Source organism: Aminipila terrae (assembly GCF_010120715.1).
GTDB lineage: Bacteria > Bacillota > Clostridia > Peptostreptococcales > Anaerovoracaceae > Aminipila > Aminipila terrae.
Genome location: NZ_CP047591.1, coordinates 182,715 through 208,530, shown reverse-complemented (window position 1 = coordinate 208,530; position 25,816 = coordinate 182,715). Strand labels below are relative to the sequence as shown.

Below are 25,816 nucleotides of genomic sequence, written 5' to 3'. Positions count from 1 at the left end.
CAGAGTGGAGAGAAAAAATGGCAGATAAGAGAGATTATTATGAAGTCCTTGGAATCCAGAAGGGTGCAGATGAAAGTGAGATAAAAAGTGCTTTTCGTAAGATGGCCATGAAGTATCATCCTGACAAAAACCCTGGGAATAAGGAAGCTGAAGAAAAATTTAAAGAGATAAACGAAGCATACAGCGTTCTTTCCGACCCTGACAAGAAGAGTAAATATGATAGATTCGGTCATGCCGGCGTAGATCCAAATGCAGGTTTTGGCGGTGGCGGCGCAGGTTTTGGCGGCTTTGAAGATATATTTGACATGTTTGGAGGTATGTTTGGAGGCGGCTTTGGCGGCGGAAGCTCAAGGAGACGTAATGGACCTATGAAGGGTCGTGATTTGCAACAGGAAGTTGTTATTTCTTTCGAGGAAGCTGCTTTTGGTGCAAAAAAACAGATAAAGCTTTCCAAGTACGTTCAATGTGAAAAATGTCATGGAACAGGTGCAGCAGAGGGCACTTCAAAAAAGACTTGTCCAACATGTAATGGTACGGGTGAAGTGAGAACAACTCAGAGAACTCCTTTTGGACAGTTCCAGAGTGTTTCGCCTTGCCAGAATTGCGGTGGCAGTGGTCAGGTTGTTGAAAAACCTTGTCCTGATTGCAGCGGCAGCGGAAAAGTCAGAAAGACTGTTACTATTTCAGTAGATATTCCGGCAGGTGTTGATAACGAATCTGTTATATCCATAAGGGTCAGGGGGAACCTGGGACAAATGGCGGACCAAATGGAGATTTATATGTTGTCATAAGAGTTAAATCCCATGCCCTGTTTAAGAGAGACGGTCAGGATTTATGGCTGGAAATGCCAGTTTCCTATGCACAGGCAGCCTTAGGGGATGATATCATAGTTCCTACTTTAACTGAAAAGGTATCTTATTCTATTCCGGCAGGAACCCAGCCTGGCACAGTATTCAGGTTAAGGGGTAAAGGCATTAAAAGCCTTAGATCCTCAAGAACAGGAGACCTTTATGTAAAAGTTATTCTGGAAGTTCCAACTAAGCTAAATGCAGAACAGAAAAAGAAGATAAAAGAGCTTGGGGAGATTCTGGATAATGACAACCATGGAAATAAGAAAAGTTTTTCAGATAAAATGAAAGAACTTTTTAAATGAATAAAATACAACTAATTTACAATAGATGGAGCTGATTCAATAGTGTTTGTTAGCATATAATTACTCCGAAAAATTATTAAAAAATTGTATTGAAAAAGCTCCATTTTGTATATATGGCTCATAAAGCATTTTGAATGGACCCCCATAAGTTAGAAATTATTTAGGGCTAACTTATGGGGGTCTGTTCATTTGTGCACCATCTTTTTGAGTTAATAATATGACTGGTTAAGAGCTAACAAACAGAAACCCTTATAATTGACATATATCGTTGAATTTTGTATAATTAAGTCCATTAATTCTGTAAAAAAATTTACTATTGTATTTAGGAAAGAAGTTGGGTTAAAGTGATTGATAAAAAGAAAATTACGGCAGGTGTAAAACTGCTTTTAGAGGGAATTGGTGAGGACGTTTACAGAGAAGGGCTCCTGGAGACACCAGAGAGAGTTTCAAGGATGTATGAGGAACTGTTTAGTGGAATGTATGAAGATGCCTCAGCCCATCTAAGCAAACGATTTCATGTTAAAAATAATGAAATGGTCATTGAAAAAGATATTGTGTTTTATTCCATGTGTGAACATCATATGCTGCCATTTTATGGTAAAGTGCATATTGGATATATTCCCAATGGAGAGGTTGTTGGTCTGAGTAAACTGGCAAGAACAGTAGAGGTATTTGCAAGGCGGCTACAACTTCAGGAACAGATGACAGCTCAGATTGCAGATGCATTGATGGATAACCTTTTACCCAAAGGGGTTATCGTAATGATCGATGCTGAGCACATGTGTATGACCATGAGGGGGATTAAAAAGCCTGGAAGCAAAACGGTTACAGTCGTCACACGGGGAGAATTTTCTCAGGATGAAACCTTACAGAATAGGTTCTTCCAGATGGTGAAATAAATGGAATTTGTGGATAAACTTATAGGGAACCCTGTATATATTGAATATTTAAAGGAGATTGAAACGGCAGAGACTCAGAGAGTATTTTGCTGTCATGGAATGGCACATTTTCTGGATGTAGCAAGAATGGCATATATATATAATTTAGAGGAAAAGCTGGGACTGGAGAAAGAAATGATTTACTTAACCGCATTACTGCATGATATTGGCCGTGCCAGGGAGTATAAGACTGGGATTCCTCATGAACAGGCCAGTAGTGAAATAGCGGTTTCCTTACTTTGCGAATTAGATTACCCAGAAGAAAAGGCAGTGATGATTGTAAGAGCTATAGCCGACCATAGAAACAGAAATCTTCAAAATATTTGTTCGGGTGAAACCTCGGAACAATTAAATATTATTATAAATATGGCGGATAAACAGTCACGAAATTGTTTTTTCTGCAAGGCTTATGAGATGTGTAACTGGAGTCCTGATAAAAAAAACAAGTTCATTATCCAATAAGGTTGTAAAGAGGAAAAGGTGACAGAATGATTATAGGAAACAAAGAGTTTGACATACAAAACAAGACATATGTAATGGGAATTTTAAATGTAACACCGGATTCTTTTTCGGATGGGGGAAGATGGAACAATGTGGATGCTGCTTTAAAACATGCAGAGCAGATGATTTCTGAGGGAGCTCACATCATTGATGTGGGCGGTGAATCCACCCGTCCGGGGCATACAAAAGTGGAAGCAGAAGAAGAAATCAGACGTACTGTACCGGTAGTTGAAGCTATAAAAAAGAGGTTTGATATTCCCATTTCTATCGATACTTACAAAAGCAGCGTAGCAAAAGAAAACCTTTTAGCTGGAGCGGATCTTGTAAATGATATCTGGGGATTAAAGTATGATGATGAAATAGCAAAGGTGATTGCAGATGCCAGTGCAGCCTGCTGTCTCATGCACAATCGTGATAATACCCATTATCATGACTTTATGGAAGATGTAAAAAATGATTTAAAAGAAGTCATTACCATAGCTAAAAAAGCAGGAATAAAGGATGAAAAAATTATTCTGGATCCAGGAGTGGGCTTTGTGAAATCCTATGAACAGAATCTGGAGGTCATTCACTGCCTGGAGCAGTTTCGTGAACTGGGATATCCCGTGCTCCTGGGTACTTCCAGAAAATCAGTTATTGGAACGGCTTTGGACTTACCGGCAGATGAGCGCCTTGAGGGTACTCTGGTAACAACGGTTATGGCTGTAATGAAAGGGTGTGCTTTTGTCAGAGTTCATGATATAAAGGAAAATGTCAGAACTATAAGAATGACTGAAGCAATTCTTGGAAGACAGGGAAATTAATATGGATAGAATTAATATTAAAAAGCTGGAAGTTTTTGCAAAACATGGTGTTCTTCCAGAGGAAAATGTTTTAGGACAGAAATTTCTTATCAGTGCAGTTTTATATACAGATACAAGACCGGCAGGCATTAATGATGACCTTGAAAAATCAATAAATTATGCGTTGGTATGCCAATTTATAACAAAGTTCATGCAGGAAAATATCTTTAAGCTCATTGAGGCAGCTGCCGAAAAATTAGCAGAAGCCTTGCTTAGTGAATTTAATGGATTACAAAAAATAGAAGTGGAAATTGAAAAGCCATGGGCACCAGTTGGCCTGCCTTTACAGACAGTGTCCGTACAGATAGAGCGCAGCTGGCATACTGCATATATTGCTTTTGGTTCTAATATGGGAGACAAGGAAAAGTATATAAGACAAGGTATAGAGGCCCTGGAAAATACATCAGGCTGCCATATTACCAAAGTATCTGAATTTATTCAGACAGAACCTTACGGTGGAGTTGAACAGGACACCTTTTTAAATGGCTGTCTGGAATTGAAGACTCTATACATGCCAAAAGAATTACTCAATATATTAAATGAAATAGAAAAGAATGCAAAGAGAGAAAGAATTGTTCGATGGGGTCCAAGAACCCTGGATTTAGATATTATTTTTTATGATCATTTAATTTTATCTGATCCGGAACTGGTGATACCTCATATGGATATGCAAAACAGAGGGTTTGTACTGGAACCCTTAAACCAGATTAATCCTTATTTCAGGCATCCAGTTTATCATTTAACAGTGGAAGAGATGTTAAATAAATTAAAACAAAAAACAACAGAATGATTGCAGGCAGGTCTGATTTAAATATTGACGGGCCTGCTTTTTATATGGTATAAAATATTTTGGAATAATATTGTAAAAAAATTGGAATAATAATGTAATATATGATATTATATTATGTGATAAACGAATCTATATTATACGCTATTTAAAAAGGTGGAGGTAGTTACATGTATTATAGTAATGGGAATTATGAGGCATTTGCAAGGCCGGAAAAACCAGCAGGTGTAGAATTAAAGTCAGCTTATCTTGTTGGTTCAGGGTTAGCATCTTTAGCTGCAGCATGCTTCCTGATTCGTGATGGACAGATGAAAGGGGATAAAATTCATATTTTGGAGGAGTTGGGTCTTCCAGGAGGAGCCTGCGATGGTATCAAGGATAATGATAAGGGATTTATTATCAGGGGAGGCCGTGAAATGGAGAACCATTTCGAATGCTTATGGGATTTATTCCGATCCATTCCTTCTTTAGAAACAGAGGGAGCATCTGTGCTGGATGAGTTTTATTGGCTCAATAAAAAAGATCCTAATTACTCATTGATGAGGGCAACGGTAAACCGGGGACAGGATGCTCATACAGACGGTAAGTTCGGGCTTAGCGACAAGTCTGCCATGGAAATTCTTAAACTGTTTTTCACCCGGGATGAAGACTTATATGATAAGAAAGTAGTGGACATGTTCTCCCAGGAGTTCTTTGAATCAAATTTCTGGCTGTACTGGAGAACCATGTTTGCTTTTGAAGACTGGCACAGTGCTTTAGAGATGAAACTTTATATTCAGAGGTTTATACATCATATAGGCGGACTGCCTGATTTCTCTGCACTTAAATTTACAAAATATAATCAGTATGAATCTTTAATCCTGCCCATGATAAAGTATCTGGAAGCCCACAACGTTGACTTTCAGTATAATACAAAAGTAACAAATGTGGTTTTTGATATTAACCCCGGCAGAAAAGAAGCAAAAAAATTATATGCACCAGTAATGGGATGGATGCTGAGATTGAGCTTTCAGAAAATGATCTGGTCTTTGTGACAAATGGAAGCTGTATAGAGAATGCAGCTTTTGGTGATGACCATCATGCGCCAGATTTTGTCATAACCAATGGAGGATGCTGGGATCTCTGGCGTAACATAGCAAAACAGGATGCGGCATTTGGAAAACCGGATAAATTCTGTACTAATACAGAAGCTACCAATTGGGAATCAGCTACCATTACTACCCTTGATGATAAAATACCTCCATATATCCAGAAAATATGCAAGAGAGATCCTTTTTGTGGACGAGTTGTCACAGGGGAATTATTACAGTAAAAGATTCAAACTGGCTCATGAGCTATACTTTAAATCGTCAGCCACATTTTAAAGAGCAGCCAAAGGATCAGCTTGTTGTATGGGTTTATGGTTTGTTTACAAATGTGCCTGGTAATTATATCAAAAAACCAATGCGGGATTGTACGGGTATTGAGATTACTGAAGAATGGCTTTTCCATATGGGTGTACCAGAGTCTGAAATCCATGAAATGGCAACCAAGTCTGCTCGCAGCATTCCTTGTATGATGCCATATGTAACAGCATTCTTTATGCCAAGGGCAAAAGGGGACCGGCCGAAAGTTGTTCCGGAAGGCTGTGTGAATTTTGCTTTTGTGGGACAATTTTCTGATACGGCAAGAGACACGGTATTCACTACAGAATATTCTGTGAGAACAGCCATGGAAGCCGTTTATACCCTGCTGAATGTAGACCGTGGGGTACCAGAGGTATTTAATTCCTGCTATGATATTCGTGTGCTTCTGGATTCTACATCAAAAATGATGGACGGAAAGAAGATGACAGATATGAAACTGCCATTTATGGCAAATCTGGCAAAGAAGAAAGTGCTTAAAAAAATATCAGGAACGGTTATTGAAGAATTGCTGAAAAAGTATAATGCAATATAAATAAAAATAAAGGCATATAGGAGTGTGAAAACTATATGCCTTTACTTTTTTTGCAAAAATTTAATTGAAAATTGATTTCAGTTAATTATGGCTGTTTTATTATTTAATCCTTAGATTAATTCAGTGTTTGGTGTACGAGTACCGTCTTCATTATAAATATAGAAGCCTTTTCCAGTTTTTCGGCCTAAGTTACCAGCCGCAACCATTCTACGAAGCAGAACTGCCGGACGATATTTAGGATCTCCGATTTCGCTGTAAAGAACTTCCATAACTGCAAGTTCAACGTCAATACCAATCATGTCAACAAGTTCAAGAGGACCCATTGGGTGATTTAATCCCAGGCGCATACCCAGATCAATTTCCTCAATTGTTCCAATTCCACGTTCAATCAGTATAAATGCTTCATTTAACATAGGAATCAGCATACGGTTTACAATAAAGCCCGGTTCATCTTTGGAAACGATACAAACCTTTCCAAGCTGTTCACCGAAGGCAGTTGTTGTCTCCATAGTTTTCTGATTAGTCTGAAGGCCTTTAACTACTTCTAGTAGATTAATCAATGGAACAGGGCTGAAAAAGTGCATACCAACAAAGCGTGAAGGGTTCTTTAGATGGCTTGCCAATGTTGTAATTGAAATAGAGGATGTGTTACTTGACACAACAGCATCGGCTTTTGAATATTTATCCACTTGTTCCATGATAGAAATCTTAAGTTTTTCATTTTCCGGAGCAGCCTCAATAATAAAATCAGCATTACTGCAATCGGAAATAGCTGTAGTAAAAGACAGATGTGATAATGCTTCCTTCATAGCATTTTCAGTCATCTTACCTTTTTTGACGCTTTTTTGAAGCATTGTTTCCACTGTCTTACGTCCTTTGGCCAGGCTTGCTTCTGAAATGTCATTGACAGTAACATTGACACCTCTGGTGATGGCAGTCTGAGCAATACCCATGCCCATAAAGCCCGCACCTATTATAAATAAATTTTTAACACACATAATAACCTCTCTTTCAAACAGTAACTACTTTTCAACAATAAATTTTGCAAATCCCAGTCCCTCTGATTATATCATACCCATATAAAAAAGTATATTGCATTTATATAAAAACAAATTTTTAATCATTCCCTTTAAGAAGGAATAATATGGAGATAAAACAGTAGAAAATGCAGTTGACATTTTATATTGATTATGCTAGTATAGGCATATAAATTAAATAGATTGGAAATGCATACGACAGAGTAGCATTTTTATGTAAGTGCATGGTGTAGTGCCTTGGATAGTAATATCCAGGGCACTTTTTGTTTGTACGCATTATTTTGCAATGAAAGAGTGGTAAGAATTATGGGATCATTTGATGACAAAGAGCGAATTATTCAGGAGTTTGTCCCAGGAAAACAGGTGACATTGGCTCATGTGATTCCACATCCGGTGGAGGATTTATATCAAAAGGTGGGATTGATTGATGCCACATCAGAAGCTGTTGGGATTTTTACAATTACCCCAAGCGAAGCCGCTATTATAGCTGTAGATGTAGCATGTAAAGCGGCAGATGTCAAAATAGGATTTGTAGACCGGTTTAATGGATCAGTAGTTATAACTGGGGATGTTTCGGCAGTTGAGTCCTCCATAAGGCAGGTTATATCTGTTTTATGCGATTCTATGGGGTTCTCTTCTACTGAAATAACAAGGTCTTAAGAGGAAATATAAATTGGACAAGAAAAGAGTTATTTTAATCGGGCGTTCAATGGCGGGCAAAACAACACTATGTCAATACATTAATAACGAAGAGATAAAATATTATAAGACACAGACGGTACATTTGATAAATGATCATCTGATTGATACACCGGGAGAATACCTGGAGCGAAGATATATGCGGGGAGCCCTTTCCGTATCAGCAGCGGATGCAGATATTATTATGCTGGTTCAGGATGCCACAGAAGATGGGACCATGTTTCCCCCCAATTTTTCCAGTATGTACTGTAAGCCTTGTGTGGGTATCATTACCAAATCAGATATTGCGACACCCAAACAGCTTGAATACGCAGAAAAATATCTGAAACTGGCAGGAGCAGGCGAAATATTTATAACAAGCAGTATGAAAGGAACAGGATTTAAAGAACTGATGAAGTACTTTGAGGAAGATATATAGGAGAGAAGAACATGCAGGAAAAAATTTTGAGTACAGGCATAGATATAGGAACTTCGACGACTCAATTAATATTTAGCCGCCTGACCATTGAAAATCTGGCCAATAGTTATTCGGTACCAAGAATCAGTATTGTAGATAAGGAAGTTATATACAGGAGCGACATATACTTTACCCCTTTAAAATCTCAACATGAGATCGATGCTTCCAAAGTAAAGCAAATTGTAGCAGACGAATACAGAAAGGCTGGCTTTAAGCCAGAAGACTTACAAACGGGAGCAGTTATAATTACAGGAGAAACGGCAAGAAAAGATAATGCAAATGAAGTACTTTCTGCTCTCAGTGAAATGGCTGGAGATTTTGTGGTAGCTACTGCAGGTCCAGACCTTGAATCTGTCCTTTCTGCCAAAGGGGCAGGCACAGACAAAATATCCAAAGAATATGCACTGGCTATTGCAAATGTAGATATAGGCGGCGGTACCAGCAATATTGCAGTATTTAACAAGGGTATTTTAAAAGGAACCATATGTCTGGATATTGGTGGTCGTCTTATTAAAATTGATAACGGAAAAATTATATATATATATAGGAAGATTAAAGAACTGGCTGAACGTAATGGCATACATATTAATGAAGGGGACAGGGCAGATGTAACAGTCCTTAGAAAAATCTGTTCCCTTATGGCAGATCAGTTGGCACAGGCCCTTTATCTAACAGAGCAGAGTGGAATTCATGGAACCATGTATACCAATGATGGGAAACTATTGAAAGAAAACCCATTGATTAGTGCAGTTACTTATTCAGGGGGTGTAGCTGATTGTGTATACAGTGAAAATCAATCAGACTTCTTTAAATATGGTGATATCGGGGTACTCCTGGGTGAAGCTATAAAGAATAATGCGGCATTAAACTCTGTAAAGCGATATAAACCGGAAGAAACCATAAGAGCTACCGTGGTTGGTGCCGGTACACATACTACAGATGTAAGTGGAAGCACCATTTCTTACATCAAAGAAAAATTACCAATTAAAAATATACCAGTGCTGAAAATCAGCGACACGGAAGAAATGTCAGGCGAAAGCATTGTAAATGCCATCAAAGAAAAATTGCCTGTTTATTATACAGAACAGAAACTGGATATTGTAGCAATTGGTTTAGAGGGAAGAAGCTTTGAGTCTTTTGCAGATATTCAGAATCTGGCCAATGCTATTGTAACCGGAGCTAAAGAAATCATAGATGGCCCCATCCTTTAATCATTATTATCGAAAAGGATATAGCCAAAGTACTGGGAAATTCAATTAATTTACTGCTCAACAAGAGTAAAGATGTAATTTGTCTGGACAGTATCCACACAAATAATGGAGATTATATTGATATAGGAGAGCCTGTTGCACAAGGCAATGTGGTTCCTGTTATAACTAAAACGTTAATTTTTAACTCATAAGTATTTATGAAGAAAAAATAAAAATTGTTAAGGAGGAAAATAATGAAAGGTGATATAATTAAAACTTCCGTTTTAGCAACCAAAATTATTCCAAATGTAAGTCCTAGTATGGCTGAGCAGTTTAAACTGGATCCGGAGCAGAAATCATTGGCGTTGATTACAACAAACTGTGATGATGTAACGTACACTGCACTGGACGAAGCAACAAAAAAAGCTGATGTAAAAGTTGTTTATGCCAGAAGCTTTTATGGTGGTGCTGACAATGCCAATACTAAACTGGCAGGTGAAATAATCGGGATTCTGGCAGGGCCAAACCCGGCAGAAGTAAAGAGTGGTCTGGATGCCTGTGTAGAAATGATTGACAATGAATTACATTTTATTTCTGCAAATGACGAAAACTCAATTATTTATTATGCACAATGCATTTCAAGAACTGGTTCATATCTTTCAGAAGGAGCTGGCATAGTTGAAGGAGAGGCTCTGGCATATCTGATCGCACCTCCTATTGAAGCTATGTATGCAGTTGATGCAGCATTAAAAGCAGCAGACGTAAGTCTTTGCGTATTATATGCACCACCTTCAGAAACAAACTTTGGAGGAGCACTTCTGACAGGAAGTCAGTCTGCATGTAAAGCTGCATGTGATGCATTTGCCAGCGCAGTAGTATATGTAGCTGAAAATCCCATTGGTTAACGGAGGTGTACATATAAAGGAGGTAATGATTTGAAAGTCATAACAGAGTCCGATTTAAGAAACGAATTACGTACATCTACCATAGAGACTTATTACCTGGATCAGGATATAATGCTTACTCCGGCGGCAATAGGGTTTCTAAAGGAACGAAAAATAAATGTTGTTAAGGGCAGCATGGAACAAAAAAAGAAGGAAACTGAAGAAAACTCAGGAACTTCAACAGGTATCCAGGAAAGAATGACAGATAATACAGAAGAAAAGATTAAAAAACCCAAATACATTGATTATGAAACAGGAGCTTACTACTACGAGAAACCTGAACATATGACGCAGTTATATGATAATTTCTTAGTAACAAAAGATCACCCGAGGATTTGTCTAAGAGGAAAAGTGGACAGCCTTCAGGCGTTAGTTGTATTAGATCAGACCATTTTAGCAGAAATGAGCGGACAGGAAAAAATTATCAGGGATTTGGATGAAATCTTAAAACTTCTATATGAAATCATGGGATGTGATGTATTCAATAAACCTCTGGTCAATGAACAGATTATTGGACTTACTCATGCAGAGATCAGAGAGCATTCTCACAATCCTATGAAATATTATAAGATTAAGCAAATGATTTTACCGAATTATTCAATGGGTAAAGTTTATGCGATGCTGAATCAATTAAGGGCGGCAATTAGAGAGGTCGAGGTTTCTGCTGCGGAAGCTTTTCATAATGGCAAGAAATATGAGAGAATGGATATTATTGAGGCGTTTAACCGCCTGTCCAGTGTATTACATATAATGATCTGCCGTTATTTAGCTGATGACTACAACAGATAATAAAATGAAACAGGACGAAAGGAGGTTAAGGCGGTTTGAAGGCAGGAATAGTAATAGGTAATATCTGGGCAACGAGAAAAGATGAAAAACTTGAAGGATTGAAACTGATGATTGTACAACCACTAAACATAATTGATAATTCACCTATTGGCCCACCAATTATTGCTGCTGATAACATTGGTGCAGGTGTTAACGAAAAAGTGATATATGTTGGAGGAAGTTCAGCACGTATGCCGGTGGGCGGTTCCAATATACCTGTAGATGCAACCATTGTAGGTATAGTTGATGGACAAGATATAATAAGTTTGTAGTATTATTTGTACTCTAAAGAAAAGGAGAAGGTAAATAATGGTATTATTTGGGAACATAGTTGTTTATATTATTATGGCTTGCGCCCTGAGTGGATGTTTAGCTTACATATTTAAAGAAGGAAGTGAACTGGGTAATCAGTTCCTTGAAGGTATTTATGCAATAGGTCCTATTTTTATTCCCGTAGCAGGTGTAATGGCATCTGCACCATACTTAACAGCTTTAATTAAAACAGTATTTGGCCCTGCATTCCAGGCCGTTGGTGCGGACCCTGCAATGGCAGCCACAACTTTTATCGCTGTAGATATGGGTGGATATCAGCTGGCTGACGCACTGGCTCAGACAAGAGAATCCTGGATTATGGCAGAAATAACAGGCTATATGGCAGGTGCAACAATCGTATATAACATTCCAGTTGCTTTAAAGATGTTAAAGAAAAAAGACAGACCTTATTTAGCTCTTGGAATGATGTCGGGTTTTCTAATGATTCCAGTAGGCGTTTTAATTTCAAGTGCAATTATCGCTCTTACAAATCCATGTGTCAGAGATGCAGTTGCAACAAGTGGCGACTCAACATATCAGCTGTCATTAACATTTCTACTGATATTCAGAAACTTAGTTCCACTTATCATTATTTGTGTAGCTATTGCTATTGGTCTTATGATTATACCAGATAAAATGATTAAAGGTTTTGCTGTTTTCGGAAAAGTGATGGACTGTGCACTTACATTGGTTCTTACATTATGCATCATTGAATACTTTACAGGAATCTTTTCAAAAATATTTGGCGCATGGGGATTCCAGCCAATTATTGCGGACCAGGCAGACTGTAACAGAGCTCTGGAAATTGCAGGATATATTGGTATAATGCTGTGTGGTGCTTTCCCTATGGTATATCTTCTTACAAAATACTTAGGCAGACCACTGGAAGCTGTTGGTAAAGTGTTTGGACTTTCCAAGAATGCTGTTGCAGGTATACTTGCCGGTGCAGCTAACGCTATTGCATTATACAAACTGATTGGTGATATGAAAGCAGAAGATAAAGTTAAATGTCTGGCATTTGCAGTATGCAGTGCATTCTTAATAGGTGACCACTTATCATTCACAGCTAACTTCCAGCCTACTCTGATTTTACCTGTTTTAGCTGGTAAATTAATCGCAGGTTGTCTGTCAGTTTATATCGCAACAAAGATTTCTGTACCTAAGGCAAGGCAAATTGAGGCACAGCAGGCTGCAGAAGAAGCAGCAGCTTAATAAACTGCTTTTGCGGGATGATATAAAATGGATATTCGTATTATAAAATCCCCATCGGAGGGAACAATCAATATTCTTTTACGACGAAAAGGTACTGGAGCCAATACGCTTCCTCCTTGCTTGGATGCGGTGGGACTTGTACAGGGTAAAATGATTGAAATGATTGTTGCCTCTGATATAGCTGAAAAAGCTGTTGGGGTTACAGTAGAAGAAATTAAGGGCAGTTGCCCACAGAATATGATTTTGCTGGCAATATTTGGAGAAACAGCGGCAGTAGAAGAGGCACTGGAAAATATAAAAAGAAATTGGGAAAATAATTAGATAATACTTATAGGAGGTTTATAAAATGAGTCTTCTTGATATGGTAAAAGAAGCCGGCATAATTGGTGCAGGTGGGGCAGGATTTCCTACTCATGCAAAGTTAGCATCAAAAGCGGAATATATACTTCTTAACGGAGCTGAGTGTGAACCACTTTTAAGAGTGGACCAGCAGTTGATGGCAATGTTTCCCGATGAGATAATAAAAGGCTTTGAAGCAGCAGGCAGACAGGTCAGTGCGAAAAAAGCCATAATAGGAATTAAAGGAAAGCATAAAGAAGTAATTACTATCCTTGAGGATAGGATTAAGGCATTAAGGCTGGAAGAATATGTAGAAGTAGGAGTTCTTCCGGACATCTACCCAGCAGGGGATGAACAGGTATTAGTATATGAATTAACAGGAAGGGTGGTACCGGAAGCCGGTATACCAATCCAGGTAGGATGTGTGGTAGTAAACTCAGAAACAGCATTAAATATCTACTATGCATCCACAGGAAAAGCAGTAACAGAAAAATATGTCACCATAGCAGGAGATGTACCAAACCGTATGACGGTAAAGGTACCGGTGGGAACCCCGATACTGGATGTCTTAAAGCTAAGTGGCATAGAGAATTTTGATGATTATGCGGTAATAGACGGAGGTCCTATGATGGGGCCTGTGATGACGGAAATCGGGGGATATATAACAAAGAAGAATAAAGGCTTTGTAATCCTGAAGAAGACCCATCCGCTGATCAGAAGAAAAAGCGCATCAAAAGAACAGGCAAAGAGAATCAACAGGGCAACCTGTGAACAGTGCAGAATGTGTACGGACATGTGTCCAAGATATCTTTTGGGACATGCTACACAGCCGCATAAGATGATGAGGGCCTTAATGTATGCGGCAAATTCAAATGCACCAAATGATTTGGAAGCCCAGAAGGTAGGTCAGTTATGCTGCCAGTGTAACTTATGCGAATTGTTCGCTTGTCCAATAGGGTTATATCCAAAATTCGCTAATAATTTCTTCAGAGAAAAGTTAGCAGAACAGGGCTTAAGATATAAGCCGGATAAAGAAGTATTTGAAGCACGAAGTGTAAGGGAAAACCGTCTGGTACCAAGCAAGAGGCTGATAGCAAGAATCGGACTGCATGATTTTGACAAACCGGCGCCGATGACAGATATTTCCATGAATCCGGAAATAGTGCATATAGCCACAAGACAGCATGTAGGTGCCCCTGCCGTCCCTGTAGTTTCTACAGGAGAACATGTACAGGCAGGCCAGAAGATCGGAAAAATTCCGGAAGAAAGTCTGGGAGCTACAATTCATGCAAGTATTTCCGGAACAGTAACAGAATGCGGAAATGACTATATTGCAATAAGGAGGGATTAATATGGCGAACGCAATAGGAATGGTAGAGTTTACAAGTATTGCACGTGGTATTTACGCAGCAGACCAGATGGTAAAGATTTCAGATGTAGAGATTGTTACAGCCAGCACAACCTGTCCTGGCAAATATATAGCAATCGTTCATGGGGATGTGTCAGCAGTAGAAAATTCTGTACAGATGGGTGAAAGAGTAGCAGGAGAATACTGGGTGGATTCCATTGTGATACCAAACGTTCACCCGGAGGTATTTCCAGCTATTACAGGTGCCACCATGCCTGAGAGAGTTCAGGCCCTTGGAATCATGGAATCCTTTTCCATGTCAACCATGGTGATTGCTGCGGATGCAATCTTAAAGTCTGCAGAACTGGAACCACTGGAACTGCGTCTTGGAAACGGTCTGGGAGGAAAAGCCTTCTTTACCTTCACAGGAGATGTAGCAGCTGTGGAAACAGGGGTCGAAGCAGGAAAGAATATTACAGAAGAGAAAGGTCTGCTGGTTAATGCGGAAGTAATTCCTTCCCCATCAGACAGACTGATACCATCTTTGTTGTAAATATATGAAAGAGTGTGAAACAAATGAAAAAATTGATTTGTGCAAAAGATGTTGAAATCCTGGCAAAACAGGGACAGAAAGTGCTCTATATTGATAAAGACACACTGGTAACTCCGTCAGCAAAGGATGCGGCAAGATCCTGTGGAGTTGAATTTTCTACAGAGGCACCGGCTCCAGTATGCTGCGCAGCACCAGCTGCCTGTGAAGCACCGGCTCCGGCACCAGCTGCAGAAACAGCAAAAGCCTGTGAAGGTGAGATTGACATCAATATGATTTACACAGTACTCAAAGATTTAGCAGATAAAGGTCTGCTGCAGGGAGTGCTGGATACAGCAGCATGCAGCGGGAAGCCTTACACAGCAGAGCATGATGCCTGCGGACTGAAAATTGTCCGTGGAAACACCGTACAGTATGAAGCACTGGATACAGGAAATCCTTCCGATAAAGTATTTTATCAGGAGATTATCAATAAAGAGGACGGCTGCTCCATGAATGCAGGGTTCATAACCATTGAAAACTGTCAGTTCGACTGGGAGTGTGCATGTGAAGAGCTGTACCATATCATCGAAGGAACACTGACAGTAACCGTAAACGGCAAGGTATATACAGCACAGCCGGGAGATTCTGTATTCTTCCCGAATGGTGCGAAAGTAGCCTTTGGTTCACCGAATAAGATGAAAGCATTTTATGCGACGTACTAAAAGGCAGAACCGGAAGTAAGGAGGATATGTAAATGCAGATGCAGGCACTTGGATTTATAGAAACAAAAGGACTTGTAGCAGCCATAGAAAGTGCGGATGCCATGCTGAAGGCAGCAAACGTACAGCTGGTGGACAGAGTCTTTGTAAAGGGCGGTCTTGTTACAATCATCATAGAAGGAGACGTAGGAGCAGTAAAAGCAGCAACCGATGCGGGAGCAGCTGCAGCTATGAGAATCGGTGAACTGATATCAGTACACGTAATCCCAAGACCACATGAAGAAGTTGGAAGAGCAGTGATTTATCCAACTTCAAAAAAAAAAGATAAAATAGTAGCTGCTGAAGAAGTATCCGGGCCGGAGGAAAAAGTAGAAACTGTTATGGAAAACAGGGAAGAAGTACAGCCAAAAGCTGAAGCTGCAGTAACTCCTGCTTCTCAGACAGAAAATGAAGATACTGATCTTACTGAGATACACAAAGAAGACCTGGATAAAATGGTAAAAGAAAGCGGCATGGAAAAGATGCTGGAAGTTTTAGACAAAATGAAAGTAACAAAACTGAGAAATCTGGCCCGTGAGTTTAAGGAATTCGGAATTGCAGGAAGAGTAATCTCCAAGGCAGATAAGAATATCCTGATGGAAGAATTTAAGAAATACTACGGGAAGAACTAAACTTACAGATGACTAAACAATATATACTGAGGAAGAAAAGAAAGGAGGAATCACAAGATGGAAAATTTTGATTATGATTTACGTTCAGTACAGGAAGTGAGAAATCTTGCACGTCTTGGTAAAGTGGCAACAGACAAATTTGTTACTTATACAGAAGAGCAGATTGATAAAATTCTGCGAAATATGGTTCGGGTTGCAGAGGAAAATGCAGTATGCCTGGCCCAGATGGCTGTAGAAGAAACAGGGTTTGGTAAGGTTGCAGATAAAACTTACAAGAACCATATGGCAGCAACTATTCTGTACAACGCAATCAAAGACATGAAAACTGTTGGTGTGATTCAGGAAGATGTAGTAAATAAGATTATTGAGGTGGCAGATCCGGTAGGTCTGGTTATGGGTATTGTTCCATCAACAAACCCCACATCAACCGTAATCTATAAGGCCATGATTGCTTTAAAGGCAAGAAATGCCATTGTATTTTCACCGCATCCTTCCGCAGCAAAGTGCACAATAAAGGCTGCAGAACTAATGTATCAGGCAGCTTTGGAAGCCGGCGCTCCTGAAAACTGTATCGGATGCATTTCCATGCCTTCCATGGCAGCAACAGATGAACTGATGCATGCCAAGGAAGTGGCAATCATCATAGCAACAGGCGGTCCTGGAATGGTAAAGGCAGCATACAGTGCCGGAAAGCCAGCTCTTGGAGTAGGAGCCGGAAATTCACCTGCATACATTGAAAGAACAGCAAATGTACAGCAGGCTGTAAAGAACATTATGGCCAGCAAAACATTTGATAACGGAACAATCTGTGCATCCGAACAGTCCATCATCTGCGAAGAGTGCAACAGAGATGCCGTAATGGCTGAATTCAAGAAGCAGGGTGGCTATTTTATGACAGCAGAAGAAACTGCAAAGGTCTGCAAGCTGTTATTTAAAAATGGTCACAGCATGAATGCCAAGTTTGTTGGAAGATCTGCAGATGTAATCGCAGAAGGAGCAGGCATTTCAATTCCGGCAGGCACAAGAGTGCTGATTGGTGAACAGGGAGGAGTAGGTGAAGGATATCCCCTTTCCTATGAAAAGCTGACTTCCGTACTTGCTTTCTATACAGTTAAAGACTGGCATGAAGCCTGCGAACTGAGTATTGCACTGCTTCAGAACGGTATTGGACATACCATGAGTCTTCATACAGAAGACAGAGACATAGTAATGAAGTTTGCTGCAAAGCCAGCATCCCGTATTCTTGTAAACACAGGAGGAAGCATGGGCGGTACTGGTGCCAGCACCGGACTGATGCCTGCATTTACATTAGGATGTGGTACATGGGGCGGAAGTGCAACTTCAGAAAATGTAACACCAATGCACCTTGTAAACATCAAGAGAGTGGCATATGGATTAAAAGACTGCTCCACTCTAGCAGCTGATGATCCTACATTTAACCATCCTGAACTGTCAGGTTGTAACAGTTGTTCAGGAGCATCAAAAGAACAAAGCTTAAACCAGGAAGACTTAATGAGTCTGGTTAACCAGCTGGTAAGTGTTATGAAAGGGGCTAACTAGTATGGATAAGTGTGAAGCTGTATTAAAACTCTTACTGGAGGCGCTGGAGGGCAATGGAACTGCAAAGAATCTGCAGGATTCAAATGAAATTCCAGTAGGTGTTTCAAACAGACACATCCACCTTTCACAGGCAGATTTAAATGCTTTATTCGGAGAAGGATACCAGCTGACAAAGATGAAAGATTTGTCACAGCCAGGTCAGTATGCATGCAAGGAGACCGTAACAATCTGTGGTCCCAAGGGTGCAATTGAGAAGGTAAGGGTACTTGGACCTGTACGAAGTAAGACCCAGGTTGAAGTATTGACAGGAGACTGTTTCAAGCTTGGAGCTCCATCTCAGGCAAGACTTTCAGGTGATCTTTCAGGAACACCGGGAGTTACTGTTATCGGTCCGAGAGGATCCGTACAGACGAAAGAAGGCCTGATTGTAGCTCAGAGACATATTCATATGACACCAAAAGATGCACAGCATTTTGGGGTGCAGGATGGACAGACTGTCTGCATTAAAGTAGAAGGGCCAAAAGGTGGTATGTACAGCAATGTTGCCGTAAGAGCAAATGATGCTTCTGCCCTTGAGTGCCATCTGGACACAGAAGAAGCGAATGCAATGGGCTTAGGCTCATCTGCAAAAATCACTATTGTAAAATAAAAAGTGTTGAATAAGTTATTGAAAAGTACAAGATAATTAAAATTAATATTAATTTTAGGAGGATTTTAAAATGAAATATGATGCATTAGGTATGATCGAAACAAAGGGTTTAGTTGGTTCAATTGAAGCTGCAGATGCTATGGTAAAGGCAGCAAACGTAACATTAATCGGAAAAGAATTCGTAGGTGGCGGACTTGTAACTGTAATGGTAAGAGGAGATGTAGGAGCAGTAAAGGCTGCTACAGATGCAGGTGCAGCAGCAGCTCAGAGAGTTGGCGAATTAATTTCAGTACATGTAATCCCAAGACCACATGCTGAAGTTGAAACTATTCTTCCAACTGTAAAGGAAAAATAGGAAGAACAATTACAATTTCTAGAATCTCTTTAAAACAAGTCTCTTCAAATGGGAGAGACTTGTTCTACTTTACAGTAAAATAAAAAACAACAAATGATGATAAAGGAAGGTAAGATTTGTGGCAAATAATTCGAAAAAACTAAGCTGGGTTGCAGGCCTGTCAATATCACTGGGCGTTCCAATGTTAATATTGCCGTCAATAGTGTATTTTACTGATTATATGTGGGCTTTTTCCATCGTTGTATGGGGAATTTCCATCTTACAGGGTTTTGTTCAAAATCTTGCATATGCAGAAATGGCGGTAGATTTTCCAGATGCATCGGGTCTGCCGGGTTATTCACAAAAAATCCTGGGATCCGGGGAAAGTAAGCTGGCAAGATTTATAGGGGGGTTCAGCGCGTGGAGCTATTGGTTTGGCTGGGGGCCCATACCGGCTATATTTATATTATCAATTGTTGAATTCTTAACCGGGTATTTCAATCAATTAAATGATATACCACAACCAGTATTATTCCTGTTAGTAGGCACCATTGTTTTATTCGGTCTTTTTATAACGGACAGAAAGGGTTTGGAAAACAGTGCAATGGCAGGATATGTGTTAAATATTATTTCACTTTTGCCTTTAGTTGTTTTGGCTGTTATACCTTTTATCTCAGGTAGTGCAGATCTATCTAACATTACTAATAACTGGATACCACCGGATTTCACTCTTGATTTCAAACATATAATATTATTATTTGGTATATTTGGTATGGCAGAGTGGAGTGCCTGTGCATGGGAAACAGCAGCAGTATATGGGCCTGAATACAGAAATCCAAAGAAAGATGTGCTCAAAGCAATCTGCAGCTGTGGAATCGTGTGCCTGGTAGTCTATATTCTGGTCCAGATGTCGTGTATTGCTGTGCTTGGGGTAGATGGTGTCATGAATGCTACACAACCTCCTATGCTTTTACTGGCAAAATACAGTTTTGGACGGGTAGGAGTGATTTTAAGTATTATAGCAATTATAGTTGCTATGGTTTCAGTTATTCAGACTGCCTTTTTGGGAGCTTCTCATGCTATGCATTCTATGGCCATAGAGAGAAATCTTCCTGCAATTCTGGGACACGAAAACAAGTATGGTACACCACAGAATGCTATGATTGTTCTTATTATTTTAGATTATGGATTGCTATTTCTGGGTAAACCATCGGCTATTGTGGCAGCATCTGCCATTGGATACTCCATTGCAAATGGATTAGGTATGTATTCATATGTTAAGTATAAAAAAGAAAAGAATAAGGCTCTGAACAAAACAGACGGTGTTAATCTTCCACGTATCTGGTGCTGGATTGGATTAATATTTGCGATTATCGATGTACCACTATACATAATCGGACTTATTTATATTAACAGCCTTGATGCAGGATGGAGTTCAACCATAGTAGCAGTTGTTATTTTACTTTTGTATATACCACTTTACATCTATTCTACCTATGAAAGAAAGCACAGCGTCGTTAAGTCGCAGGTAGTAAGTGCCGTACACGTAAACGACAATCATAACTGATAAAATATCATTAATGTCTGCAGCCTTTTTAGTCGAAATATATTGACAATATATTTTACCTATTGTATTATAAATCTAATGAACGACACGTTGAAGTGAGTTTATAATGAATGAGATGACGTGATGGAGCGCACCTGGATTGTGTATTTGGGTGCGTTTTTTGTATAATAAAGAAAGGAATACATCAGGACTTGGAAAATAAAGTATTATTGGCTGTAAAAGATCGTTCAGACAGGACTAATATCAAAGAATTGCTTACTTCAGAAGGATACGTGGTAGATGCAGATAGTGATAATGCAATAGAGGCAATATTAGAATGTGAAAAAGAAGTTCCTGATATATTACTAATTGACTTGGATTTACCGCTTTTAGACGGTATACGGACAATTCATTATATAACTGAACATAAACTGGCCGGGTTATCATTGTAATAGACAGTGACTGGACTGCAAACCTTACAAAAGTCGACCTGTATGAAATAGATGGTTTTGTATCCAGACCTATAAACCGAAGAAATATTATCCCCTGCCTGTCCATGGCACTGGCAAGAAATGAACGAAAGTTGAAGCTACAAAGCCAATACGAAGAAATGGAAAAAGAATTCTATAACAACCGTTCCATTAATTTTGCCACACATGTACTCATGGACGAATACAATATGACAGAAGAGGAAGTACTGGAATACTTAAGCAAATTAAGTTTGGACAGCGATAAAGAAATATCAGAAATTGCAAACATAATTTGTGCATTGTGTGAAGGGAAAGAAAAGAAGTTGTAATGTTTATGTTGTAGTTGGTTAGTAGGAGGAGCATTATGGCTATCCATCAGCTTAAAACAGTTGTTATCGCAGATGATGATAATCAAATCAGAAATTCATTAAAAGAATTTTTTAAAGGGACTATGTACCAGGTTGTGGCAGAAGCCCCAAATGGATTGGAAATCGTGGAGAAATGTAAAGAATACACTCCTGATATCGCCATAATTGATATTCAGATGCCAATTATGGATGGGATTAAAGTAACTGAGATTATTTCACAGGAAAAGACTGCAAAATGCATTATAATGTTAACTTCTTTTGATGACAAGGAATATATAGACCGGGCTATTATGGCTGGAGCATCAGGTTATCTGACTAAACCTGTTGAATTTGGTTTGATTATTCCAACAATTGAGGTGTGTTTAGCCAAAAGTAAAGACTGCTATCTGCTAAATAAAGATATCCAGAAGATGAAAAAAAGAAGAGATACCAGGGATGTCATTGATAAAGCAAAACTGGTAGTTATGGAAAATAAAAATGTTTCTGAAGACAAAGCTTATGAAATAATCAGGGAATTGAGCAGACGTAAACAAATTTCTATGGAGCATGTGGCGCATTACTTATTAGTTGGTCAGAGGCGTAGCAATGAACGATATTAATTACAGACTGTTTCATAAATATACGAATCTGGATGAAGAAGAAATAGCTTATTTAGAAACGTATATTGATAAGATGCAGATGATGGCGGATCAGGAAAAAGCGGATGTTTTTATTGACTGTGAAACATACACAGGAAAAACCACGGTAATTGTTGCCGAAGCTAAGCCAAGAGTCGTTCCTTCTGCATATAAAGAGCAGCTGTTAGGTATGTTGATTAAATGGAAAAATGAACCTGCGTTGGACAGAACTTTTCATTTGAAGTTGCCGACGACAGGAGTAAAAGCGCTACAGGTGCCTGATAACCGTAATGTAGTTCAATCTGCTTTCCCAATTATTTTTAAAGAAAAAGTCATCGCAGTCTTAATATATGAGAAAATTATTGAAGATGAAAATAAGAACAGTGAGGATGATGCATCCAGTCTGACAAAGCTGGAATCAGTCAAAAAGGAAGACTTACTGGAATTTATCCGGGATGCAGCTGTTCTGGTAGACCATCAAAATAAAATCTGTTATAGAAACAGAGCAGCAAAGGTACTTTTTAAAAGTTTAGGATATATAGACGATGTTCTTGGTATGTATGTTGGAAATCTCTGGTGTGTTCCGGAATCTGAAGAAGCGGAAGTAAACACTTTTAATATAAGCAGACATACCTTACAGGGAACAAAGATTCCCATGAATTCTGAAGGAGTAAGATATGCTCTAATCATAGAAGATATTACAAACGTTGTATTGCTTGAAAAAGAAAACAATAAATTAAAGATTTCTTATAAAGAGCTAAAGCACAGAATGAAGAACAGTCTTCAGTTAGTATCTGGAATCTATGATGAAAAAGCCTCTAAAGCAAAGTCCGTGGAGGCAGCACAAGCTTATAAGGAAGCAGCAGGCAGATTAATGTCTGTACTGGCTACTCTGGGAGGAAGCATTGATTCCTTTCAGGATGAAGTAGAAATCAGGGAAATGATAAAGAGAATTTGTAGTGACCTGATTCAGACCGAAGCAAGTTCTTATCTGTCTATTGATTTTAAAATAGAAGGGGATGAGATACAGGTTTCAGGAGAAAGGGCAGTAACTATCGGATTGGTTGTCAACGAGCTGATTCATAATGCATTAAAATATGCTTTTAAAAACAGATCTGAAGGAAAAATTCGGGTAGATATCAAGAAAGATGAAGTTAACTCGACTATTGTTGTAGAAGATGATGGTATTGGGTTTGCACTTAATGAAAATTCAAAGAATTTTTCTGGTCTGGAATTAATCAGTATTATGGTATCAGAACGGCTAGACGGCGAACTCATAGTGGATACTGGAAGTTCAGGAACAAAGGTTCAATTTGATTTTATCGAATGAAATTTAATATGAAAGTCTGTAATTCCGTAGCGGAATATAGATTTATAAAGCTTGAGGCGATGGAGCTCAGAAGTGGTTTATGACTATTTCTGAGCTTTTTGCATATTTAATGTTCTGTTTTGGAACAGATTACTTTAAGGTATATAGGCGTTCGGAATATGATGGCAAAACGCATTATATAGAATTCAAAAGAAAGGATAAAGAAGATGAAATTAAAAACAAAACTCAATGGAGAAACATTTCAATTTCGTGACATTAACGATGTTTTAGCTAAAGCAAATGAACCAAAGTCTGGTGACCGTCTTCAGGGAATTGCAGCAAATAACGAAACAGAAAGAGTTGCAGCTAAAATTGTTCTTGCAAACTTGACAATTGAAGACTTAGTAGAGAATCCAACTATTCCTTATGAACAGGATGAAGTTACCAGAGTAAACATTGACGGTCTGAACCGGCCGGTATATAACAAGATGAAATCCATGACAATAGGAGATTTAAGAGAATGGATTCTTGATTACCATACAACAGGTGATGATTTAACGAGAGCTTCAAGAGCTTTTACAGGTGAAGTTGTAGCTGCTGTTGCAAAAATCATGGGCTCAATGGACCTTGTATATGGCGCCAGCAAGATTCACCGAACAACCAGGTGCAATACAGAGATCGGACAGCCGGGCACTCTTTCATACCGTTGTCAGACTAACAGTACCACAGACAATCCAGAAACTATTCTTTTAGGCATTATGGAAGGTGTCAGCTATGGTAGTGGAGATGCCTGCCTGGGAATTAATCCGGTTGAAGATAACGTGGACAGTACAAGAAGAATTGCGGATGCTTTATATGAATTTATTCGTAAAAATGATATTCCTACGCAGATTACTGTATTATCACATATAACAACACAGATTGATGCGATTAAAAAAGGAGCTCCTCTTTCAATGATTTTCCAGTCAATTGCGGGAAATCAGTTAACCAATGACAACTTTGGTGTTAACAAAGAGTTAATATATGAAGGCTATAAAGCAGCTTATGAACATGGTATCAGTTCAGGTCCAAATTTACTATATTTCGAAACAGGACAAGGCTCAGAAGTTTCTGTAGGATGCGACTGTGGTGTTGATGAAATGACACTGGAAGCGCGTACATACGGATTCGCAAGATACTTTAATCCATTCATGGTTAATAATGTTTCAGGATTTATCGGACCAGAAACGATTTATGACGGTAAGGAAATGATCCGAGCTAATCTGGAAGACCATTTCATGGGTAAATTAATAGGTCTGCCTATGGGTATGGCACCTTGCTTTACAAATCATACATCTATCACCATGGATGACCAGCAGATGGCAACTATGCTGCTTGCTATGGCAGGAGCAAACTATTATATGGGAGTACCTCTTGGCGATGACGTTATGCTGGCATACCAGGATACCAGTTTCCATGACGATGCAGCATTACGTGACTTGACAAACCGAAAACCTGCACCTGAATTTCATCAGTGGATGATAAAGAAAGGTTTAATGGATGAAAATGGCCGATTAACAGATTTAGCAGGTGACGGCTCTATTTTCTTAAAGTAGGAGGAAACGGATAATGAATGAAGAACAGTTAAAGAATCTGGTACAACAGATTATAGAAAAGATGTCTAGTGATAATAACCAGAAGCCTGCTGCAGGTGGAAGCTGCAATAATTTTTCCGGCGCAGCATGTAGTACAGTAATATCTGATGAAGAAGTACCCGATATAATGTCATATGACTATACAAAACATCTTGATATTCCAAATGCAGCAAATCCAGAAGAATACTTACGCATCAAAGCTAAAACAGATGCACGTCTTGGAGTGGGAAGATGCGGCCCAAGATATACAACCATGTCTTATTTAAGAGTACTGGCAGATCATGCTGGTGCTATGGATGCGGTACTAAATGATGTTCCTGATGACTTTATTCTCGAGAATGGTTTGTTTTCTGTAAGCACAGTATGCAAATCTAAGTATGAATATATGACTCGTCCGGATCTTGGAAGACTTTTTACAAAAGAAGCAGAAGCAACTATTAAGAGTAAATGCAAAATGAATCCAGATGTTCAGGTAATTGTAGGTGATGGACTTTCCAGTACTGCAGTTGAAGCAAACATCAAAGATTTGCTTCCTTCATTGGAACAGGGTTTTAAAGTTGAAGGCCTTAACGCAGGAGTGCCATTCTTTGTAAAGTATGCCCGTGTACCAGCAATGGATGCTATCAGTGCGATGATTAAGCCTAAAGTAACTATTATCCTGCTGGGAGAAAGACCAGGCCTGGCTACATACGCATCCCTGAGTGCTTACATTACTTATGATGGATATGTAGGAATTCCTGAAGCTAACAGAACTGTTGTTTCCAATATTCATAAAAATGGTACAAACGCAGTTGAAGCTGGTGCTCATATTGCCGGTGTAGTAAAGAAAATGATTCAGCAGAAGGCTTCCGGAACAGGTTTACAGTTATAAAAAGGTTTATT

General features: G+C 39.1%; 28 protein-coding genes and 3 pseudogenes. 30 read left to right on the top strand and 1 reads right to left on the bottom strand.

The window, feature by feature from the left end; genetic code table 11:
- Nucleotides 1-17: 17 nt before the first annotated feature.
- From dnaJ to Ami3637_RS18080, 7 genes and pseudogenes are all read left to right on the top strand, one after another.
- Nucleotides 18-1,153: pseudogene (dnaJ, locus tag Ami3637_RS00985) on the top strand (molecular chaperone DnaJ).
- A gap of 344 nt (nt 1,154-1,497) precedes the next feature.
- Entirely contained in the window at nt 1,498-2,052 is a 555-nt protein-coding gene (gene folE / locus Ami3637_RS00980) for a GTP cyclohydrolase I FolE (RefSeq protein ID WP_162360925.1), read from the top strand.
- Nucleotides 2,053-2,553 carry an HD domain-containing protein gene (locus Ami3637_RS00975; protein WP_162360924.1) on the top strand — a complete coding sequence of 167 codons (501 nt, stop codon included), beginning with the start codon at nt 2,053-2,055 and terminating at the stop codon, nt 2,551-2,553. It abuts the gene before it with no gap.
- Between the two features lie 26 nt (nt 2,554-2,579).
- On the top strand, nt 2,580-3,395 hold the full coding sequence (gene folP, locus Ami3637_RS00970) for a dihydropteroate synthase (RefSeq protein WP_162360923.1): 816 nt from the start codon (nt 2,580-2,582) through the stop codon (nt 3,393-3,395).
- Nucleotide 3,396: 1 nt separating this feature from the next.
- Nucleotides 3,397-4,224, top strand: coding sequence for a 2-amino-4-hydroxy-6-hydroxymethyldihydropteridine diphosphokinase (folK, locus tag Ami3637_RS00965; protein ID WP_162360922.1), 828 nt, complete (start codon nt 3,397-3,399; stop codon nt 4,222-4,224).
- A 167-nt stretch (nt 4,225-4,391) separates the two neighbouring features.
- Nucleotides 4,392-5,533 (top strand): annotated as a pseudogene (locus tag Ami3637_RS18090) (oleate hydratase).
- A complete protein-coding gene (locus Ami3637_RS18080; protein WP_330586746.1) occupies nt 5,497-6,159 on the top strand; it encodes an oleate hydratase in 663 nt (220 codons plus the stop codon). The pseudogene Ami3637_RS18090 and the gene Ami3637_RS18080 overlap by 37 nt, the downstream one beginning before the upstream one ends.
- Nucleotides 6,160-6,269: 110 nt before the next feature.
- Here Ami3637_RS18080 and Ami3637_RS00955 read toward each other — a convergent pair whose 3' ends face one another.
- A complete protein-coding gene (locus Ami3637_RS00955) occupies nt 6,270-7,157 on the bottom strand; it encodes a 3-hydroxyacyl-CoA dehydrogenase family protein (protein WP_162360921.1) in 888 nt (295 codons plus the stop codon).
- Nucleotides 7,158-7,502: 345 nt separating this feature from the next.
- On the opposite strand from Ami3637_RS00955, the gene eutS reads away from it, so the two are divergent.
- From eutS to eutC, 23 genes and pseudogenes are all read left to right on the top strand, one after another.
- Nucleotides 7,503-7,856 carry an ethanolamine utilization microcompartment protein EutS gene (eutS, locus tag Ami3637_RS00950; RefSeq protein WP_162360920.1) on the top strand — a complete coding sequence of 118 codons (354 nt, stop codon included), beginning with the start codon at nt 7,503-7,505 and terminating at the stop codon, nt 7,854-7,856.
- 13 nt (nt 7,857-7,869) lie between these two features.
- Nucleotides 7,870-8,313 carry a EutP/PduV family microcompartment system protein gene (locus Ami3637_RS00945; protein ID WP_162360919.1) on the top strand — a complete coding sequence of 148 codons (444 nt, stop codon included), beginning with the start codon at nt 7,870-7,872 and terminating at the stop codon, nt 8,311-8,313.
- A gap of 11 nt (nt 8,314-8,324) precedes the next feature.
- Entirely contained in the window at nt 8,325-9,563 is a 1,239-nt protein-coding gene (locus tag Ami3637_RS00940) for an ethanolamine ammonia-lyase reactivating factor EutA (protein WP_330586745.1), read from the top strand.
- On the top strand, nt 9,563-9,754 hold the full coding sequence (locus tag Ami3637_RS18885) for an ethanolamine ammonia-lyase reactivating factor EutA (protein ID WP_334297059.1): 192 nt from the start codon (nt 9,563-9,565) through the stop codon (nt 9,752-9,754). Before Ami3637_RS00940 ends, Ami3637_RS18885 begins: the two co-directional genes overlap by 1 nt.
- Before the next feature lie 42 nt (nt 9,755-9,796).
- Nucleotides 9,797-10,447, top strand: a complete 651-nt coding sequence (eutL, locus tag Ami3637_RS00935; protein ID WP_162360918.1) for an ethanolamine utilization microcompartment protein EutL — start codon at nt 9,797-9,799, stop codon at nt 10,445-10,447.
- A 30-nt stretch (nt 10,448-10,477) separates the two neighbouring features.
- Nucleotides 10,478-11,275 carry an ATP-binding protein gene (locus Ami3637_RS00930; protein ID WP_162360917.1) on the top strand — a complete coding sequence of 266 codons (798 nt, stop codon included), beginning with the start codon at nt 10,478-10,480 and terminating at the stop codon, nt 11,273-11,275.
- A gap of 35 nt (nt 11,276-11,310) precedes the next feature.
- Complete coding sequence (locus tag Ami3637_RS00925; protein ID WP_162360916.1) at nt 11,311-11,586, top strand: EutN/CcmL family microcompartment protein; 276 nt, start codon at nt 11,311-11,313, stop codon at nt 11,584-11,586.
- A gap of 37 nt (nt 11,587-11,623) precedes the next feature.
- The gene (eutH, locus tag Ami3637_RS00920; RefSeq protein WP_162360915.1) at nt 11,624-12,838 is read left to right on the top strand and encodes an ethanolamine utilization protein EutH; all 1,215 of its coding nucleotides are present in this window, start codon (nt 11,624-11,626) and stop codon (nt 12,836-12,838) included.
- 27 nt (nt 12,839-12,865) lie between these two features.
- A complete protein-coding gene (locus Ami3637_RS00915) occupies nt 12,866-13,159 on the top strand; it encodes a BMC domain-containing protein (protein WP_162360914.1) in 294 nt (97 codons plus the stop codon).
- A 25-nt stretch (nt 13,160-13,184) separates the two neighbouring features.
- Nucleotides 13,185-14,528 (top strand): 4Fe-4S dicluster domain-containing protein, encoded by a 1,344-nt coding sequence (locus Ami3637_RS00910; protein ID WP_162360913.1) that lies wholly within the window; start codon nt 13,185-13,187, stop codon nt 14,526-14,528.
- 1 nt (nt 14,529) lies between these two features.
- A complete protein-coding gene (locus Ami3637_RS00905) occupies nt 14,530-15,078 on the top strand; it encodes a BMC domain-containing protein (RefSeq protein WP_162360912.1) in 549 nt (182 codons plus the stop codon).
- A gap of 23 nt (nt 15,079-15,101) precedes the next feature.
- Nucleotides 15,102-15,779, top strand: a complete 678-nt coding sequence (locus Ami3637_RS00900) for a cupin domain-containing protein (protein ID WP_162360911.1) — start codon at nt 15,102-15,104, stop codon at nt 15,777-15,779.
- Nucleotides 15,780-15,811: 32 nt separating this feature from the next.
- Nucleotides 15,812-16,063: pseudogene (locus Ami3637_RS18880) on the top strand (BMC domain-containing protein); the annotation flags it as partial.
- A 441-nt stretch (nt 16,064-16,504) separates the two neighbouring features.
- Nucleotides 16,505-18,007, top strand: a complete 1,503-nt coding sequence (locus Ami3637_RS00890; protein ID WP_162360909.1) for an acetaldehyde dehydrogenase (acetylating) — start codon at nt 16,505-16,507, stop codon at nt 18,005-18,007.
- Between the two features lies 1 nt (nt 18,008).
- Nucleotides 18,009-18,656 (top strand): phosphate propanoyltransferase, encoded by a 648-nt coding sequence (locus Ami3637_RS00885; protein ID WP_162360908.1) that lies wholly within the window; start codon nt 18,009-18,011, stop codon nt 18,654-18,656.
- 70 nt (nt 18,657-18,726) lie between these two features.
- Nucleotides 18,727-19,011: an ethanolamine utilization microcompartment protein EutM gene (eutM, locus tag Ami3637_RS00880; RefSeq protein WP_162360907.1), complete on the top strand. Its 285-nt coding sequence runs from the start codon at nt 18,727-18,729 to the stop codon at nt 19,009-19,011.
- A gap of 118 nt (nt 19,012-19,129) precedes the next feature.
- Nucleotides 19,130-20,557 (top strand): APC family permease, encoded by a 1,428-nt coding sequence (locus Ami3637_RS00875; RefSeq protein WP_162360906.1) that lies wholly within the window; start codon nt 19,130-19,132, stop codon nt 20,555-20,557.
- Nucleotides 20,558-20,766: 209 nt separating this feature from the next.
- Entirely contained in the window at nt 20,767-20,988 is a 222-nt protein-coding gene (locus Ami3637_RS00870) for a response regulator (RefSeq protein ID WP_162360905.1), read from the top strand.
- A gap of 104 nt (nt 20,989-21,092) precedes the next feature.
- Complete coding sequence (locus tag Ami3637_RS00865) at nt 21,093-21,335, top strand: ANTAR domain-containing protein (protein ID WP_162360904.1); 243 nt, start codon at nt 21,093-21,095, stop codon at nt 21,333-21,335.
- 35 nt (nt 21,336-21,370) lie between these two features.
- Complete coding sequence (locus Ami3637_RS00860; protein ID WP_162360903.1) at nt 21,371-21,973, top strand: ANTAR domain-containing response regulator; 603 nt, start codon at nt 21,371-21,373, stop codon at nt 21,971-21,973.
- A complete protein-coding gene (locus Ami3637_RS00855) occupies nt 21,960-23,321 on the top strand; it encodes a sensor histidine kinase (protein ID WP_162360902.1) in 1,362 nt (453 codons plus the stop codon). Before Ami3637_RS00860 ends, Ami3637_RS00855 begins: the two co-directional genes overlap by 14 nt.
- Before the next feature lie 206 nt (nt 23,322-23,527).
- Nucleotides 23,528-24,895 carry an ethanolamine ammonia-lyase subunit EutB gene (eutB, locus tag Ami3637_RS00850; protein ID WP_162360901.1) on the top strand — a complete coding sequence of 456 codons (1,368 nt, stop codon included), beginning with the start codon at nt 23,528-23,530 and terminating at the stop codon, nt 24,893-24,895.
- A 13-nt stretch (nt 24,896-24,908) separates the two neighbouring features.
- Nucleotides 24,909-25,805: an ethanolamine ammonia-lyase subunit EutC gene (gene eutC, locus Ami3637_RS00845; protein WP_162360900.1), complete on the top strand. Its 897-nt coding sequence runs from the start codon at nt 24,909-24,911 to the stop codon at nt 25,803-25,805.
- The last annotated feature ends 11 nt before the right edge of the window (nt 25,806-25,816 follow it).